The 12,431-nt window shown below is 65.5% G+C and carries 13 protein-coding genes; 5 read left to right on the top strand and 8 right to left on the bottom strand.

All coding sequences use genetic code 11. The annotated features are described in order from the left end of the window. Positions 1-12 precede the first annotated feature (12 nt). Complete coding sequence (locus BLP76_RS12635) at positions 13-921, top strand: prephenate/arogenate dehydrogenase family protein (RefSeq protein WP_092813608.1); 909 nt, start codon at positions 13-15, stop codon at positions 919-921. A 3-nt stretch (positions 922-924) separates the two neighbouring features. Here BLP76_RS12635 and BLP76_RS12630 read toward each other — a convergent pair whose 3' ends face one another. Continuing rightward, positions 925-1,899 carry a DUF2125 domain-containing protein gene (locus BLP76_RS12630; protein ID WP_092813605.1) on the bottom strand — a complete coding sequence of 325 codons (975 nt, stop codon included), beginning with the start codon at positions 1,897-1,899 and terminating at the stop codon, positions 925-927. Positions 1,900-1,959: 60 nt separating this feature from the next. On the opposite strand from BLP76_RS12630, the gene BLP76_RS12625 reads away from it, so the two are divergent. Beyond that, entirely contained in the window at positions 1,960-2,544 is a 585-nt protein-coding gene (locus tag BLP76_RS12625) for a gamma-glutamylcyclotransferase (RefSeq protein ID WP_092813602.1), read from the top strand. On the opposite strand, the gene BLP76_RS12620 is transcribed toward BLP76_RS12625, so the two are convergent. From BLP76_RS12620 to ftsE, 6 genes are all read right to left on the bottom strand, one after another. Beyond that, on the bottom strand, positions 2,526-2,885 hold the full coding sequence (locus tag BLP76_RS12620; protein WP_139163748.1) for a hypothetical protein: 360 nt from the start codon (positions 2,883-2,885) through the stop codon (positions 2,526-2,528). The two genes, BLP76_RS12625 and BLP76_RS12620, sit on opposite strands and share 19 nt — an antisense overlap. A 30-nt stretch (positions 2,886-2,915) precedes the next feature. Beyond that, positions 2,916-3,683, bottom strand: a complete 768-nt coding sequence (locus BLP76_RS12615) for a lysophospholipid acyltransferase family protein (protein ID WP_092813595.1) — start codon at positions 3,681-3,683, stop codon at positions 2,916-2,918. 198 nt (positions 3,684-3,881) lie between these two features. Continuing rightward, positions 3,882-4,853, bottom strand: a complete 972-nt coding sequence (locus BLP76_RS12610) for an SLAC1 anion channel family protein (protein WP_092813592.1) — start codon at positions 4,851-4,853, stop codon at positions 3,882-3,884. 208 nt (positions 4,854-5,061) lie between these two features. Next, positions 5,062-5,697, bottom strand: coding sequence for a YdcF family protein (locus BLP76_RS12605; RefSeq protein WP_092813589.1), 636 nt, complete (start codon positions 5,695-5,697; stop codon positions 5,062-5,064). Positions 5,698-5,762: 65 nt separating this feature from the next. Beyond that, positions 5,763-6,806: a cell division protein FtsX gene (locus BLP76_RS12600; protein WP_092813585.1), complete on the bottom strand. Its 1,044-nt coding sequence runs from the start codon at positions 6,804-6,806 to the stop codon at positions 5,763-5,765. Continuing rightward, positions 6,796-7,461 (bottom strand): cell division ATP-binding protein FtsE, encoded by a 666-nt coding sequence (gene ftsE / locus BLP76_RS12595; RefSeq protein ID WP_092813800.1) that lies wholly within the window; start codon positions 7,459-7,461, stop codon positions 6,796-6,798. Before ftsE ends, BLP76_RS12600 begins: the two co-directional genes overlap by 11 nt. A gap of 164 nt (positions 7,462-7,625) precedes the next feature. On the opposite strand from ftsE, the gene BLP76_RS12590 reads away from it, so the two are divergent. Genes BLP76_RS12590 through BLP76_RS12580 form a run of 3 tightly spaced genes read left to right on the top strand, consistent with a single transcriptional unit; the run spans position 7,626 to position 9,358 of the window. After that, on the top strand, positions 7,626-8,414 hold the full coding sequence (locus BLP76_RS12590) for a hypothetical protein (protein WP_092813582.1): 789 nt from the start codon (positions 7,626-7,628) through the stop codon (positions 8,412-8,414). Beyond that, complete coding sequence (hpt, locus tag BLP76_RS12585) at positions 8,411-8,968, top strand: hypoxanthine phosphoribosyltransferase (protein WP_092813580.1); 558 nt, start codon at positions 8,411-8,413, stop codon at positions 8,966-8,968. Before BLP76_RS12590 ends, hpt begins: the two co-directional genes overlap by 4 nt. A 12-nt stretch (positions 8,969-8,980) precedes the next feature. Then, entirely contained in the window at positions 8,981-9,358 is a 378-nt protein-coding gene (locus BLP76_RS12580) for a response regulator (RefSeq protein WP_092813577.1), read from the top strand. Positions 9,359-9,535: 177 nt separating this feature from the next. On the opposite strand, the gene BLP76_RS12575 is transcribed toward BLP76_RS12580, so the two are convergent. Then, positions 9,536-12,262 carry a TIGR02302 family protein gene (locus tag BLP76_RS12575; protein WP_092813574.1) on the bottom strand — a complete coding sequence of 909 codons (2,727 nt, stop codon included), beginning with the start codon at positions 12,260-12,262 and terminating at the stop codon, positions 9,536-9,538. Between the last annotated feature and the right edge of the window lie 169 nt (positions 12,263-12,431).

The raw sequence follows: 12,431 nt of genomic DNA, 5'->3' as shown, positions 1-12,431 counted from the left end.
CCATTTCCCATCATGTTCAAACGTCTTTGTCTCATCGGTATCGGTCTCATCGGCTCGTCGATCGCCCTGCGGGCGCGCAAGGAGGGCCTGGTCGAGGAGATCGCCATCCAGAGCCGGCGCCAGGAAACCGTCGACGCGGCGGCGCGCCGCGGTCTTGGCGACACCTATACGACCGACCCCGCGGAAGCGGTCAAAGGCGCCGATCTCGTCATTTTGTGCGTGCCGGTCGGTGCCGTGGGCGACATCACAGAGGCCATCGCTCCGCATCTTGAGCCGGGTGCGATCGTCTCCGACGTCGGCTCCGTCAAAGGCGCGGTCGTCGCCGCGATGCAGCCGCACCTGCCCGACCACGTCGATTTCGTGCCCGCCCATCCGATTGCCGGCACCGAGCATTCCGGACCGGATGCGGGCTTTCCGGAACTCTTCGACGGGCGCTGGTGCGTTCTGACCCCGCCCGCCGGGACCAATCCGGAGGCCGTTGAGAAGCTCAAAGCCTTCTGGGAACGGCTCGGCTCGCATGTCGAGACGATGGAGCCCAGCCATCACGACATGGTCCTCGCCATCACCAGCCATGTGCCGCATCTCATCGCCTACAACATCGTCGGCACCGCCGCCGATCTGGAAACGGTCACGGAATCGGAGGTGATGAAATTCGCCGCCGGCGGCTTTCGCGATTTCACCCGCATCGCCGCCTCCGATCCGACCATGTGGCGCGACATCTTCCTCACCAACCGCGAAGCGGTTCTGGAGATGCTCGCGCGCTTCAACGAGGATCTGACGGCCCTGCAGCGGGCGATCCGCTGGGGCGACGGCGACACGCTCTTCGATCTCTTCACGCGCACCCGTGCAATCCGCCGCGGCATCATCGAGGCCGGCCAGGAAACGGCCGATCCGGATTTCGGCCGCCAGAAAAAAGTCTGAGCGTCAAAAGAGCGGCGGCACGCGCCCGAGGTTGATGAAGGCGATGCGCGCCGCGCCCCGGTCGAGGCTGATCGTGAGGCGTCTCGCCGGAAGCCCGTCCACTTCCGCCGGCACGCCGATGCCGGAAATCGCTGCCAGCACCAGCTGACCCGGCTCTCGGATGCCGTCCGGCATCTCATTGATCGTGCGCGACAGGGCTTCGATGCCGGTGATGGTGACATCGAGCTGACCGGAAACGAGCCCGTCGGGGCCGATCCGCAAGGGCCCTGAAGCCAGCACCCGGGCACCTCCGGTCTTGAGCTCCGCACTCATCTGCCGCAATTCGAGCCCGGTCTCGCGCAGGCCCGGAAGTGCGCTCAACACAGACTCCGGCGCGGCCGCAACATCGGCGGCAAGCGCCAGATCGCTCGCGGGCAGGGTGAGATCGTCTTTGGTGACGCTGAGGCCGCGCAACGCCACCTGCACCGAGGTGCCGTCCTGCGCCTCCGTAGGCTTCACCAGCGCCTGTCCGCGATCGAGGCCGGCCGTCACCGCGCCCTGTGTCGTGCGCCCGCCCATGACATCGACCTTGGCGCGCTTGAGCCCACCTCCTCCGAACCCGGTCATCAGCGTGGCATCGGCGAATTCGAGTTTCAAAGGCTCGGCGAGATAAGGCGCCTTGATTGTGAGCGGGCTCGTCAACTCCGTTTCGACCTGCTGCGGGCGTTCCGCCCGTACGGTGGCCGCAAGTGCCGGCGTCGCCGCCTCAGTCCCGGCGGAGGTGAATTCGACGGGCTGCGAGCAGCTGAGCCTCAGACGGAAGGGAAAGCCGCCGATTTGCCGGCCCGGGCAGGACATGACGACGCCGCGCCGCGCCTGATCGGCGAGAAAGGTATCGACCTGCCGATCGGCATAGGTCGCAAGCGCGTACCACCCCGCCGACCAGAGACCCGCCAGGATGACGGCGGTGATCGCCAGGACGGTCATGATGCGTCGCATTCAGGCTTCTCCCTCACGGCCGTTGCGGTCGGCCGGCGCAACTGATAGCTCCAGCCCGCGATGACGCAAGTTCCTTCACACGAAGATTTCTGGGTTTTCGGCTACGGGTCCCTCATGTGGAACCCGGGCTTTCCGCATATCGAGGTCAAACCGGCGCGTCTCATCGGCGCCCACCGCTCGCTCTGCGTCTATTCCTACGTGCACCGCGGCACCGAAGAACGGCCGGGCCTGGTGCTCGGTCTCGATCGCGGCGGCAGTTGCCGGGGCCTCGCCTTCAAGGTGCAGGCAACGGACCGCGAAGCCGTTGTCGAATATCTTCGCGCCCGCGAACAGGTCACGCGGGTCTACAAGGAAGCCGTCCGGCCGGTCGTCTTCGCGGAGGGGCGCGGCCATGCCCTCGTCTACCTCGTCGATCGCACGCACCAGCAATATGCCGGCGTTCTCGATGCCCCCCACCAGCTTGAGATCGTCCGTCACGCGCACGGGCAATCCGGGCCGAACACCGACTACGTCGTCAGCACGGCGCAGCATCTGCGCGACATGGGCGTCGTCGACCGCCATCTCTTCTGGCTGGCCGAAGAATTGGAGCCTCATCGCCCCGCGGTGACGGGCGAAAGCGGCGGCAATCAGGCGGCGACGCAGTAACCGTCGCCGCGGCGCTTTTCCGGAGGGGTTTCCGAAGAGCTCAGATCGTCGCTCACCAATTGTCTGGAGCGGCCTGACCCGGCAAGAAAATGCGCATAGAAGACCACGCCATCGGCGGCGAATCCCAAAATATCCGCAGGCTCGACAGCATCGTCGCTTCCGACCCAGCAAAGCGCGCCATCCTTCACGCACAAAACGACGGCGTCTTTCACGCTGAGGACATGTTCCAAATCGAGTCTGCTGAAGAGATAGCGTCGACCCGAAGCCCCCGACCAATAGAGATACCGGTCGGAAACACCCTGCTCCCGCACCACGTGCGGCAGTGATGACTTAACGGTCACGAAAACCTTCCACCTCGCTGCCGCGTCGGTTCAAGTCACCTCGGCGACATGCTCTTCGACAATTATGCGCCGCGTCGCGGGATCGCGTTCGCGTGCCTCCTGCATCAACTCGTTGGTTTTATCTTCAATACATTGCTGAAGTTTTGCGGCGAAGGTGGCGGAATCAAGGCCAGGCTCGATTGGCGGCAGAACTTCGACGCGAACTGTACCGGAGATATGGGCGATGGACCGCCTCGGCCAGTAAAGGCCGGCATTGAGTGCCACCGGCACCACGGGAACCTGAAGTTCCTTGTAAAGGTGCACGACGCCGTAGCGGTAATTCGGCGGCGCAAGTGGCGCCCGCCGCGTCCCTTCGGGAAAGATGATGACCTGAAAACCTTTGGCGACGCGGTCCTTGGCGTGTTCGGTAATCGAAAACAGCGCCTTGGAGCGGCTCCCCCGGTCGACGGGAATATGGCCGTACTTCTTCATGTACCAGCCGAGAAGCGGGATCCACATGAGCTCGCGCTTCAGAATATAGGCGGGCTTGTCCAGCATATAGACGAGCCGCATCGTCTCCCATGTCGATTGATGCTTGGCCGCGACGATGCAGCCGCCCTTCGGAATGTTCTCCAGCCCGCGCACGTCTTCCTTCACGCCGCAGATGAGCCGGTGCCAGAAGAGCGAGGAGGCGGTCCAGAACTTCGTCACCCAGATGCCGTAGCGCTGCGGCAGGAGCAGCATCGGCGAGAACAGGATCGCCTGGACGGCGAAGTTCACATAGAAAACAACGTTGAACAGGATGGAGCGCGCGTACATGGCCAGCCTCTAAAGCCTCGCCCAAGCGGGGCGCAACCGGAGTGGCGCGCCCTGGCCTCCACGTCAAGTCACCGGGCCGCCAAGTCATCGGCCACCAAAGTCGTCGGCCACCAAAGTCGTCGGGCCGCCAAATCGCCGAGCCCCCGGACCGCCCGATCATCGGACCGGAGCGCCGACGCCCAAAGTTCACACCCAGCCCTATTCCGGACGACAGATTTCCTTTCCCTGGATCGCCAGGGCCGTGCGCAGCGCCAGCACGGCGACGATCGCGCAAAGGAGACCCGCAAGCACGAATCCGACCCACAGATGAAAGGCGGATCCCGCCGTCTCCGCAAAGAGAAGCGAGGCGACGGCCAGAGCCGCGACCGGAAACGACAGCGCCCACCAGGAGAGCGCGAACGGCAGCCGCGCGAGCTTCGGCACCTGCGTCACCACGACGAGCGCGAAGACATAGCCGACATTGATCAGGATGCGCGCAAAGGCGTCGACCTCTCCCTCGAGCCGGAAATAGGCGATGAAGGCGACGGCCGGCGGTGCGATCAGGATGACGAGCGTCGGCACCAGCCGCCCCGGCAGCGGATCGTGGAAGATCAGCCGGTTGACGACCAGGGTCAGAAGCACGAGCCAGAAGATCAGCCCGGCGGAAAAGAACAGCCAGCTCACCTCCACGAAGCCGAATTCCACGCCTGCCAGCGGGACGATGATGTTGCCGACGGCCGGAATGAACCAGGCCGGATTGAGATGCACATGTTCGAACGGGCGGTGCCCGATCCAATTGGCGATGACGCTGAGCGACAGGACGCCCTGGGCCGCCGCCCCCGCGATCCACACGGGCCTTGCGACCTCCGGCCAGACCGGCGCGGCGGCCGTCGCCATCAACAGCAGCGAAATCGAGATCGTCGGGAAGAAGGCGATGCGCACCGGATGCGCCCATTCCTCCACCACATCGCGCGGATGAAAGCTGAGTTTCAGTGCGTATTGCAGCGCGATCACGGCAAACACCGCGACCGTCCCATAAAGCGCCCATGAGGAGATCCGCCCGTCGAGGGCAAGCGCGTGCTCGCAGGCACGCAGCGTCAATGTGAGGCCCGAAAGCCCCATCACGATGGCAAAGAAGCTGATCGGAAACTGGCCGAGCCTCGAATGTCCAGGCAAAGAGATATCGCTCATCGAATACCACCCCCTGCGGCATTGGAAGTGATGACCTCAGTCCCGAACCCCGGCAAACCTCGCCGCAGAGCTCTGTTGGATCAATCGCTTCTAAGCTGCTGTGACAATTTGCACCCCTGCCGGGAGACGCTGCCCGGAGACGCTGGCGGCAGACGTTGTCGGGGGGGGGCGCTGCGGGGAGAGCCGCCGGCCACCGAAGAGCGCGTGCTCAGCGCAGCTTCACGACGAGGTATTTGAGATATTCGCGGAACAGGATGAGGAAGATTTCCTTGCGCTGCGCCCAGTCGCCGAGATCGAGGCCCGGCCGACGCACCGGATAGGGAACGAGCCGCACATCGGGGATTTCACCCCGCAATTCCGCGATCGAGCGCGGCATGTGATAGGCGCTGGTGACGACGATCAGCGAGCGGTAGCCGTGATGGCGCACCCAGTCGCGCGTCTCCTCCGCATTGCCGCGCGTGTCACGAGCGGCTTTGCCGAGATCGACGCAGCAGCGGAAGAGATCGGAGCTTTCCGACGCCACCGCATTGGCGATCGATTGCTTGCTGTTGTCCGCATAGACGCCTGAGATCAGAAGCCGCTGGCCGGCGCCGGCGCGCAGCAGCTCGACACCGCCCTCCACCCGCGCCGACCCGCCGGTGAGCGCCACGATCGCGTCGGCCTGGGGCGCGGCCGGCGGGCGCGCGGAGGCGACCTGCTGAGCGAAGATGAGGAAGCCGCCGACGAAGAACAGGCCGATGAGGAAGACGGCAAAGACGACGACGCGGATCAGCCGCCGCCCGATCGAGCGGCGCGGGCGCGGAGATTTCGCCTCGCTCTTCTCAGCCAGCGTCTCGCGGGACATCAACGACCTTTGCTGCCAAAGCTTGATCGAGGCTTCCTGGTCTGCTTCGCACCCATTGGCAACGTCTATCCGATCTGTGACAGCGTTCGCCGCACGGTCGAGCGGGCCGTCGCGGCAATGATCACGGCGATCGCCACCACCGTGATGACGGAGCCGATATAGGCCGGCGGCCCGATCGTGAGGCCGCCAAGCAGGCTTCTGAGCTGCGCCTCTTCCGGCGTCGGCCCTTCGACGCCGCCGATGAGCGACAGAAGTGCAAAGAGCGCGATGGCGGCGATGCCGCCGAGACCGGCCCCTTTCAGTCCGAGCACCAGAAAATGCCGCTGGAACTCACCCGCCACATAGGAATCTTCGGCGCCGACGAAATGCAGAACCTCGATCACATCTTTGTTGCCGGCCATGGCGCCGCGCGTGGCGAAGACGACGCAAAGCGCCGTCGCCGTCATCACCAGCGCAACGATGCCGAGCCCGGCGAAGGTGATCGCCTGCGCCATGCGTGCCAGACGTTTGAGCCAGACGCCGTGATCGTCGAGGCTCGCCCCCGGCACTTCGTCGCGCAATTGCCGCGCCAGGCTCGAAAGATCGACATTGCCATCGAGCCGCACCGCGATGAGCCGCGGAACCGGCAATTCGACCGGATCGAAATCGCTGCCGAGCCACGGCTCCAGAAGCGCCTTCGAATCGCTCTCGCTGACCGGCTCGGCGGACAGGACGCCCGGCGTCGCCTCGGCGATCTCCTCCGCCCGCGCCATCGATTGCGCCACGTCGTGACCGCCCGTGACACTCACCTGGATCGTGACCTCGGCCGCGATCTGGCGCTCCCAGCCGCGCGCCCGGTCGGAAACGACGGAGACGGAGGCGACCGAAAGGCACGACAGAAAGCTCATGATCGCGACAAGCACGAGAAGCGCGCGTCCGGCGACGGAGCGCGGCGGCACGATCGGGTTTTCCTCACGCGGTTCCTCGATCGGCCCGGAGCTGACCGAAACGCCGGGGCGACGCAGCTCCGCGTCGAGATCATCGAGCGGCGCGGCCGCCTGCGGGGCCCGCCGGCGCACGAGCCTTGGCCGCTTCAAGCGGCGCTTCTGTCGGCCAGGCTCAGACGACATCGTGGATTTCCATCAGACCTGAATTGAGAATGAGGCGACGCGCATCGTACTGATCCATCAACGCGAGATCGTGGGTGGCGATCACGATGGACGTGCCGAGCCGGTTGAGCTCGATGAAGAGCCGCAACAGGCGTCGCGCCAGCGGCGGATCGACATTACCGGTCGGCTCGTCGGCGAGGAGAATTTCAGGCCGCGTGATGACGGCTCGGGCAATCGCGGCGCGTTGCTTCTCGCCGCCCGAGAGAACCGGCGGATGCACCCACATCTTGTCGCCGAGCCCCACCCATTCGAGAAGCTCGGTGACGTCGTGGCGGTAGCTTGAATCCGGATGTCCGAGCACGCGCAAGGGAAGCGCGACATTCTCATAAGTGGTGAGATGTTCCAGAAGCCGGAAATCCTGGAAAACGATGCCGATCCGGCGCCGCAGCACCGGCACGGTCGTCCGGCTCGCCGTCGCCGCGTCCTGGCCAAAGATCTCCACCATGCCGCGTGTCGGTTTCAAGGACAGGAAGAGAAGCCGCAAAAGCGAGCTCTTGCCGGCACCCGACGGCCCCGTGACATATTGGAAGGAGCCGGGCTCGATCGCAAAGGTCACGTCGCGCAGGATCTCCGGCCCGAGCCCGTAGCGCAGCCCGACATTGTCGAAGCGGATCAGGGGCTCATACCCGTGCGCCATTCGTTCTTCCATGCGTCCTTTCACAACCGCGGCTGTGGCCGCCGAAGCACACCATCATCTTCGCCCATCTGCCTTGCCGCCCGTTAAGCTGACGTTAACGATGTTCGGCAACAAGTCGGTGGGCATGGTAAACGGAGTCCTGCATGCCCGAATGCCACGCGGGCGACAAGCGACCCGCCGGGGAACTCGAACTTGAATGCCCTGGCTGCGGCGCGCGCGAGCACCTGCAGACGGCATCGCTCGATGCCGCAACGAAGCTCATCGTCTGCGGCTATTGCGGCGAGACTTGGAAGGCCAATAACGACCTGCATCGGGCCCTCCTTCCCGCCTTCCCGGCCGCCTTCCCGGCCTTCGCCGTCAAACCGATCGCGGCCTCCCCGCTGCCGTCGGCCGGAACCGCGAAGATCTGGGAAGAAGAGCCCCAGCCGGCACCGGGCCGTTCGCGCTTCGTCGATGACGAGACGCCGGTGCAAAAATCTGAATGGAAAGGCATGGCCCTTCCCGTTCTCAGCGCCCTGTCGCTCGCCTTTCTGGTCCTCTTCGTCCTTGCACGACCTGCAATCGTCAAGGCGGCGCCCGATCTCGCCGGCCTCTACGGCCTGGCCGGGCTTCAAGTGAGCGCCGATCCCGTCGCCTTCGAGGCGGTCAATGTCTATCGCGCAGAAATGGCGGGACAAAACGCCCTTCTCGTCACCGGCCGGCTCGTCAGCCTTGACCACCGCCCGCAGCCGTTGCAACCGGTCTCCATGGAGATCTACAGCGCCTCAGGCGAGAAACTGGCAAACCGCGCCATGGAAGCCCCCGCCCCGGAAATCGCACCGCGCGAGCGGCTGTCCTTCGCCTACACCCTGACCGACACCCCGGCCAATGCCGCGAGGATCGAACTTCGCTTCGCCGATCCGTTCGTCCAAACCGCTGTTGCCGGGTCATGACCCCGATCACGACGGCGCATATCCGGCCGCTCTTTTCCGCCGAAGAGATCGATCGCCGCATCAACGAGCTCGCCGAGGCGATCTGCGCCACGAATCCGGAAGGTCTTCTGGCGATCATCGTCTTGAAAGGCGGCTTCGTCTTCGGCGCTGATCTCGCCCGCGCCATGTCGCGCCGCGGCGTGACGATGGAGATCGAGTTCATCTCGCTCTCCTCCTATGGCGCCCGCCTGAAGACGAGCGGCGAAGTGCGCATCCTGCGCGACATCGGCTGTCCCGTCGCCGGACGCGACGTCCTCATCATCGATGACGTGCTCGATTCCGGGCTCACCGTACGTTTTGCGCGCGAATTGATGGCGACGCGCGGGGCTCGCCGCGTCCAGGTGGCGGTCATGATCGACAAACCCGAAGGCCGGAAGGCAGAAATCGAAGCTGATTACGTTGGGTTTACCTGTCCCGACTATTTTGTAGTCGGTTACGGCATGGATGCAGGCCATGCCCATCGCGAACTCCCTTTTGTCGGCGTGGTCGAAAGCGACGAGGAGGGAGCCAATTAGCGGGGAAGGGTAATGCGTATTCTCCTGACGGAAGACGATGATTCCGTCCGAGCTTTCGTCAGCCGCGCGCTGGAACTGGATGGCCATAGCGTCGAGACGGCGTGTGATGGCCTGGAAGCCATGGACCGACTTCTCGCCAGCGATGGCGAATTCGATCTGCTCGTGAGCGACGTGAAGATGCCGCTCATGGATGGCATCGATCTCGCCCACAGCGCCGCGCGCAAATGGCCGGGCCTCCCGATTCTCCTGATGACCGGCTTCGCCGATCAGCGCGAACGCGCCGATGATCTTCAGAAGGTCATTCGCGACGTCCTCACCAAGCCCTTCACGCTTCAGGAAATCCGCACCGCGGTCAGCGTCGCGGGTGCTGAAAAGCAGCAGGTCGCCTGATCTGCCACGGCGAGAACCGCCGAGCTTCCTTTATTCTCGACGACGCGCGGCTTTTCCGGTTCGCTTCACGGCGCTCCGCGTTCATTTGCGCGGCCTGGGGCGCGCGGTCTAGGGCGCGAGCTCCAAGTCGCGCCCTCTCTGGCAGGCTGTCACGTCGTTCTCTAAGAACCCGCGCCTTCAATCGCGCTGCAGCAACCGCTCCAGGTAATCGAGCTCATAGCTCGGCCGAAAGCGCTCGCCGAGGCGTTCGCGGATGGCGTTGAGGATGCGTCTTGCGCGCTCCACGTCGAATTCGTCGGGGATGCGCACATCCTCGCCGAGCTGCGGCCCTTGCGCCCGTTGCGGCCGACCGAGCGGGTCCGTCTGACCCTGCGGATTGCCGCCGCGGCCGACCCGCTGCTGCCCGCCCTGGCCCTGTTGGCCCATCATCTCGCTCATCATCTGCTGCATGCCTTCGCGCATCGCCTGCAGCGCCTCGCCCTGCGGGCCGATGGCCTGACCGGGCTCGCCGTCTCCGAGTGAGCCAGTCGCCTCGCCCATCGCCCGCCCGGCGCGGTCGAGGGCGCGCTCGCCTTGGCCCATCTGGCCTTCGCCCCCCTGCCCCGGCTCGCCGCCAGGTTGCTGGCCCTGGCCCTGCTGCTTGCGAAGCTTGTCGAGGAGCGCCTGCAGCTGCTCCTGCAGATTGCCCTGGTTCTGTTGCAGCTGGCGCATCATCTCCGCCATCTCCGAGGGAGACATCTCGCCTTCGCCGGATCTCTGCCCCGGCCGCTGCCCCTGATCGAGGCTGAACGTATCGTCCATCAACCGCTGCTGCTCGCGCATCAGCCGGCCGAGTTCCTCCATCTGCTGCATCATCTGGCCCATTTCGCCGCTTTGCATCTGCTGCTGCATGCGCTGGGCCATCTGCATGTTGTCGAGCATCTCCTGGAGCTGGCTCAAAAGCTCCTGCGCCGCTTCCTTGTCGCCGAGCCGCGCCAGATCTTCGATGCGGTCGAGCATGCGTTCGAGATCCTGCTGCGACAGAACCTGCGCGTTCGGATCGATCGGCATCAATTTCTGCGGATCGGAGCGCGCCATCTGCTCGGCCATGCTGCGCATGACGTCGTTCATCGCCTGTCGCAGCTCTTCGGTGAGCCGCGAAATCTCTTCCTCCGAGGCACCCTCGGCGAGCGCCTGTTCGAGCGCCTCGCGCGCCTCCGCAAGCCGCTCCTGCGCCTCCGACAATTCTCCATCCTCGATGAGGACCGCCATCTCCCAGAGATAATCGAGCATCGAGCGGAGCTCGTCGTCGCTCTCGGCCGCCCGCATCCGCTGATAAGCGACTGTGAGGCCGAGATAGATGCCGGAATCCTTGACGAAATCGCCCGGCCGGATGGTCATCGCGTCGAGCACCTGCACGACGCGGTCCTTGCTGCGCGCATCGAGGGCAAGCTCGCGCCTTTGCTCGATCAGCGCCTTGGCGATCGGGTTGCGGAACGGCCGCGCCGGCAGCGTCATGGCACCATCATCGGCCGGCCGTCCTTCCTGGCCCGCGGCGTCGCGCACCACGGCGTCGGCGACAACCGGCATGCCGGCATAAGGATGCTCTTCCAGGCGCCCCGATGCCTTGGCACTGTTGTCTTCCTTGCGCCCGCGCCCCGTGCGGATTGCGATCGACGGCGGCTCGACCAGAGGATGCGCACCCGTCTCAGGCGGCGTCTGCGGCCGGAACGTGACGTTACCGTCGCTCACGCCGTAATCATCCTCCACCGTGAACGCCATGGTGAAGGAGCCGGACCGATTGACGGTGACCTCGCCGCGCCGGATCGTCGGCGGCCGGTCTGGAATGATGCGGAAGGCGTAATGTTCGCTGGCCCGCCCGGCCTCGACCGAGACGGAGCCGTCGCTTTCAAGCGTCGTCGTGTAACTGCGGATCGCCTGTTCGTCACGCGAGCCTGTCTTGTTTGCGCCCGCCCCCGGAGCCGCCGCTTGCGGCTGCGCGCCGGGTGTGGAAGCCCCGGCGTCCTCGTCGGCCGCAAGCGCCGTCGGGCCGCCGGGTCCGTCGAGCGTGACGACGGCCGGTTCGCTCGAAGCGACGCGCACGGTGAGGCGGCTTCCCTGCGGCACCCGCACCTCCGTCACCTCCCCGGCGTTCTCGCCCGGCCTCTCGCCCTGTCTTTCACCACGGCGCGACAGATAGACGGGGGCAGCGCCCGTATAGGTCGGCGGATCGACCCAGGCGTCGATGCGGGCCGGCACCCCGGTCGAAAGATGCGTCGAGACGGGCCGGAAGGCATCGGCAAGCCGCGGCCCATGCTCGCCCCAGCCGACAAAGAACGCCACGAAGAGCAAGACGGGGACCACGAAGCGCAAGGCGTTCGGATCGCGCCGCACCATGTCGGGGCGCGGCGGCCCGGCGCGCATCGCAGCCAGGGACGCCATCAATCGCCGGCGATGCGCGGCCCACAGAGCCTCCGCCGCCGGCCCTTCGGAAACGGTGGAGAGCGTATCCCGCAAGCCGCTCGCCGGCCGATGGGAGACGGGCGAATTCCGCTCCACCCGCTTCAAGGCGGCGGCCTGGCTCGGCCAGGGCGTCCGCAAGATCCAGACGAATGCTGCAATCGCGGCAATGCCCAAGCCAAGGAGAATGCCGCCGCGCACCCAATCGCCGACGAAGCCCCAGACGCCGAGCCACGAGAGCGCGAAGAACAGGGCGACGATCGACAGAAGCGGAACGAGCCGCGGCCAGGCCGCCTCCCAGAAGAGCGCGAGCCGGGCGCGGCGCGTGAGGCGGGAAAGCCGCTGTTCGGCGAACTGCGCCCGCGCCTCGTCAGGCGTCTTCTCGCCGGCGCTCATCTCCTCGCCAGTGAAATCGTCGCCTGGCCCAGTATCTCTGCCTGGAATCGTCTTCGGCGCATCGCTCACGGCCAGTTCCTTATCTTGCCGGCCTCGCCATTTTGCCGGCCCCGACGGCAACCTCGGCCGCCACGCATCCGACCAGGGTCAGAGACCGCGTCGCAAGGACGGGTTGCGTCCGATCGTCACAAGTATAGCGGACAACGAATGAGCGGAAAGGACAAGGGCGAAGCATGGC

This window comes from Afifella marina DSM 2698, from assembly GCF_900102695.1.
Lineage (GTDB): Bacteria > Pseudomonadota > Alphaproteobacteria > Rhizobiales > Afifellaceae > Afifella > Afifella marina.
This window is presented reverse-complemented; position numbering and strand designations above follow the sequence as displayed.

What these genes read in the sequence shown, in the direction of transcription:
- BLP76_RS12580 (WP_092813577.1), top strand. Translation starts at nt 8,981, where the DNA reads ATGCGTATTCTCCTGACGGAAGACGATGATTCCGTCCGAGCTTTCGTC.
- BLP76_RS12625 (WP_092813602.1), top strand. Translation starts at nt 1,960, where the DNA reads ATGACGCAAGTTCCTTCACACGAAGATTTCTGGGTTTTCGGCTACGGG.
- BLP76_RS12615 (WP_092813595.1), bottom strand. Translation starts at nt 3,683, where the DNA reads ATGTACGCGCGCTCCATCCTGTTCAACGTTGTTTTCTATGTGAACTTC.
- BLP76_RS12605 (WP_092813589.1), bottom strand. Translation starts at nt 5,697, where the DNA reads ATGTCCCGCGAGACGCTGGCTGAGAAGAGCGAGGCGAAATCTCCGCGC.
- BLP76_RS12635 (WP_092813608.1), top strand. Translation starts at nt 13, where the DNA reads ATGTTCAAACGTCTTTGTCTCATCGGTATCGGTCTCATCGGCTCGTCG.
- BLP76_RS12590 (WP_092813582.1), top strand. Translation starts at nt 7,626, where the DNA reads ATGCCCGAATGCCACGCGGGCGACAAGCGACCCGCCGGGGAACTCGAA.
- BLP76_RS12610 (WP_092813592.1), bottom strand. Translation starts at nt 4,853, where the DNA reads ATGAGCGATATCTCTTTGCCTGGACATTCGAGGCTCGGCCAGTTTCCG.
- BLP76_RS12630 (WP_092813605.1), bottom strand. Translation starts at nt 1,899, where the DNA reads ATGCGACGCATCATGACCGTCCTGGCGATCACCGCCGTCATCCTGGCG.
- BLP76_RS12600 (WP_092813585.1), bottom strand. Translation starts at nt 6,806, where the DNA reads ATGTCGTCTGAGCCTGGCCGACAGAAGCGCCGCTTGAAGCGGCCAAGG.
- hpt (WP_092813580.1), top strand. Translation starts at nt 8,411, where the DNA reads ATGACCCCGATCACGACGGCGCATATCCGGCCGCTCTTTTCCGCCGAA.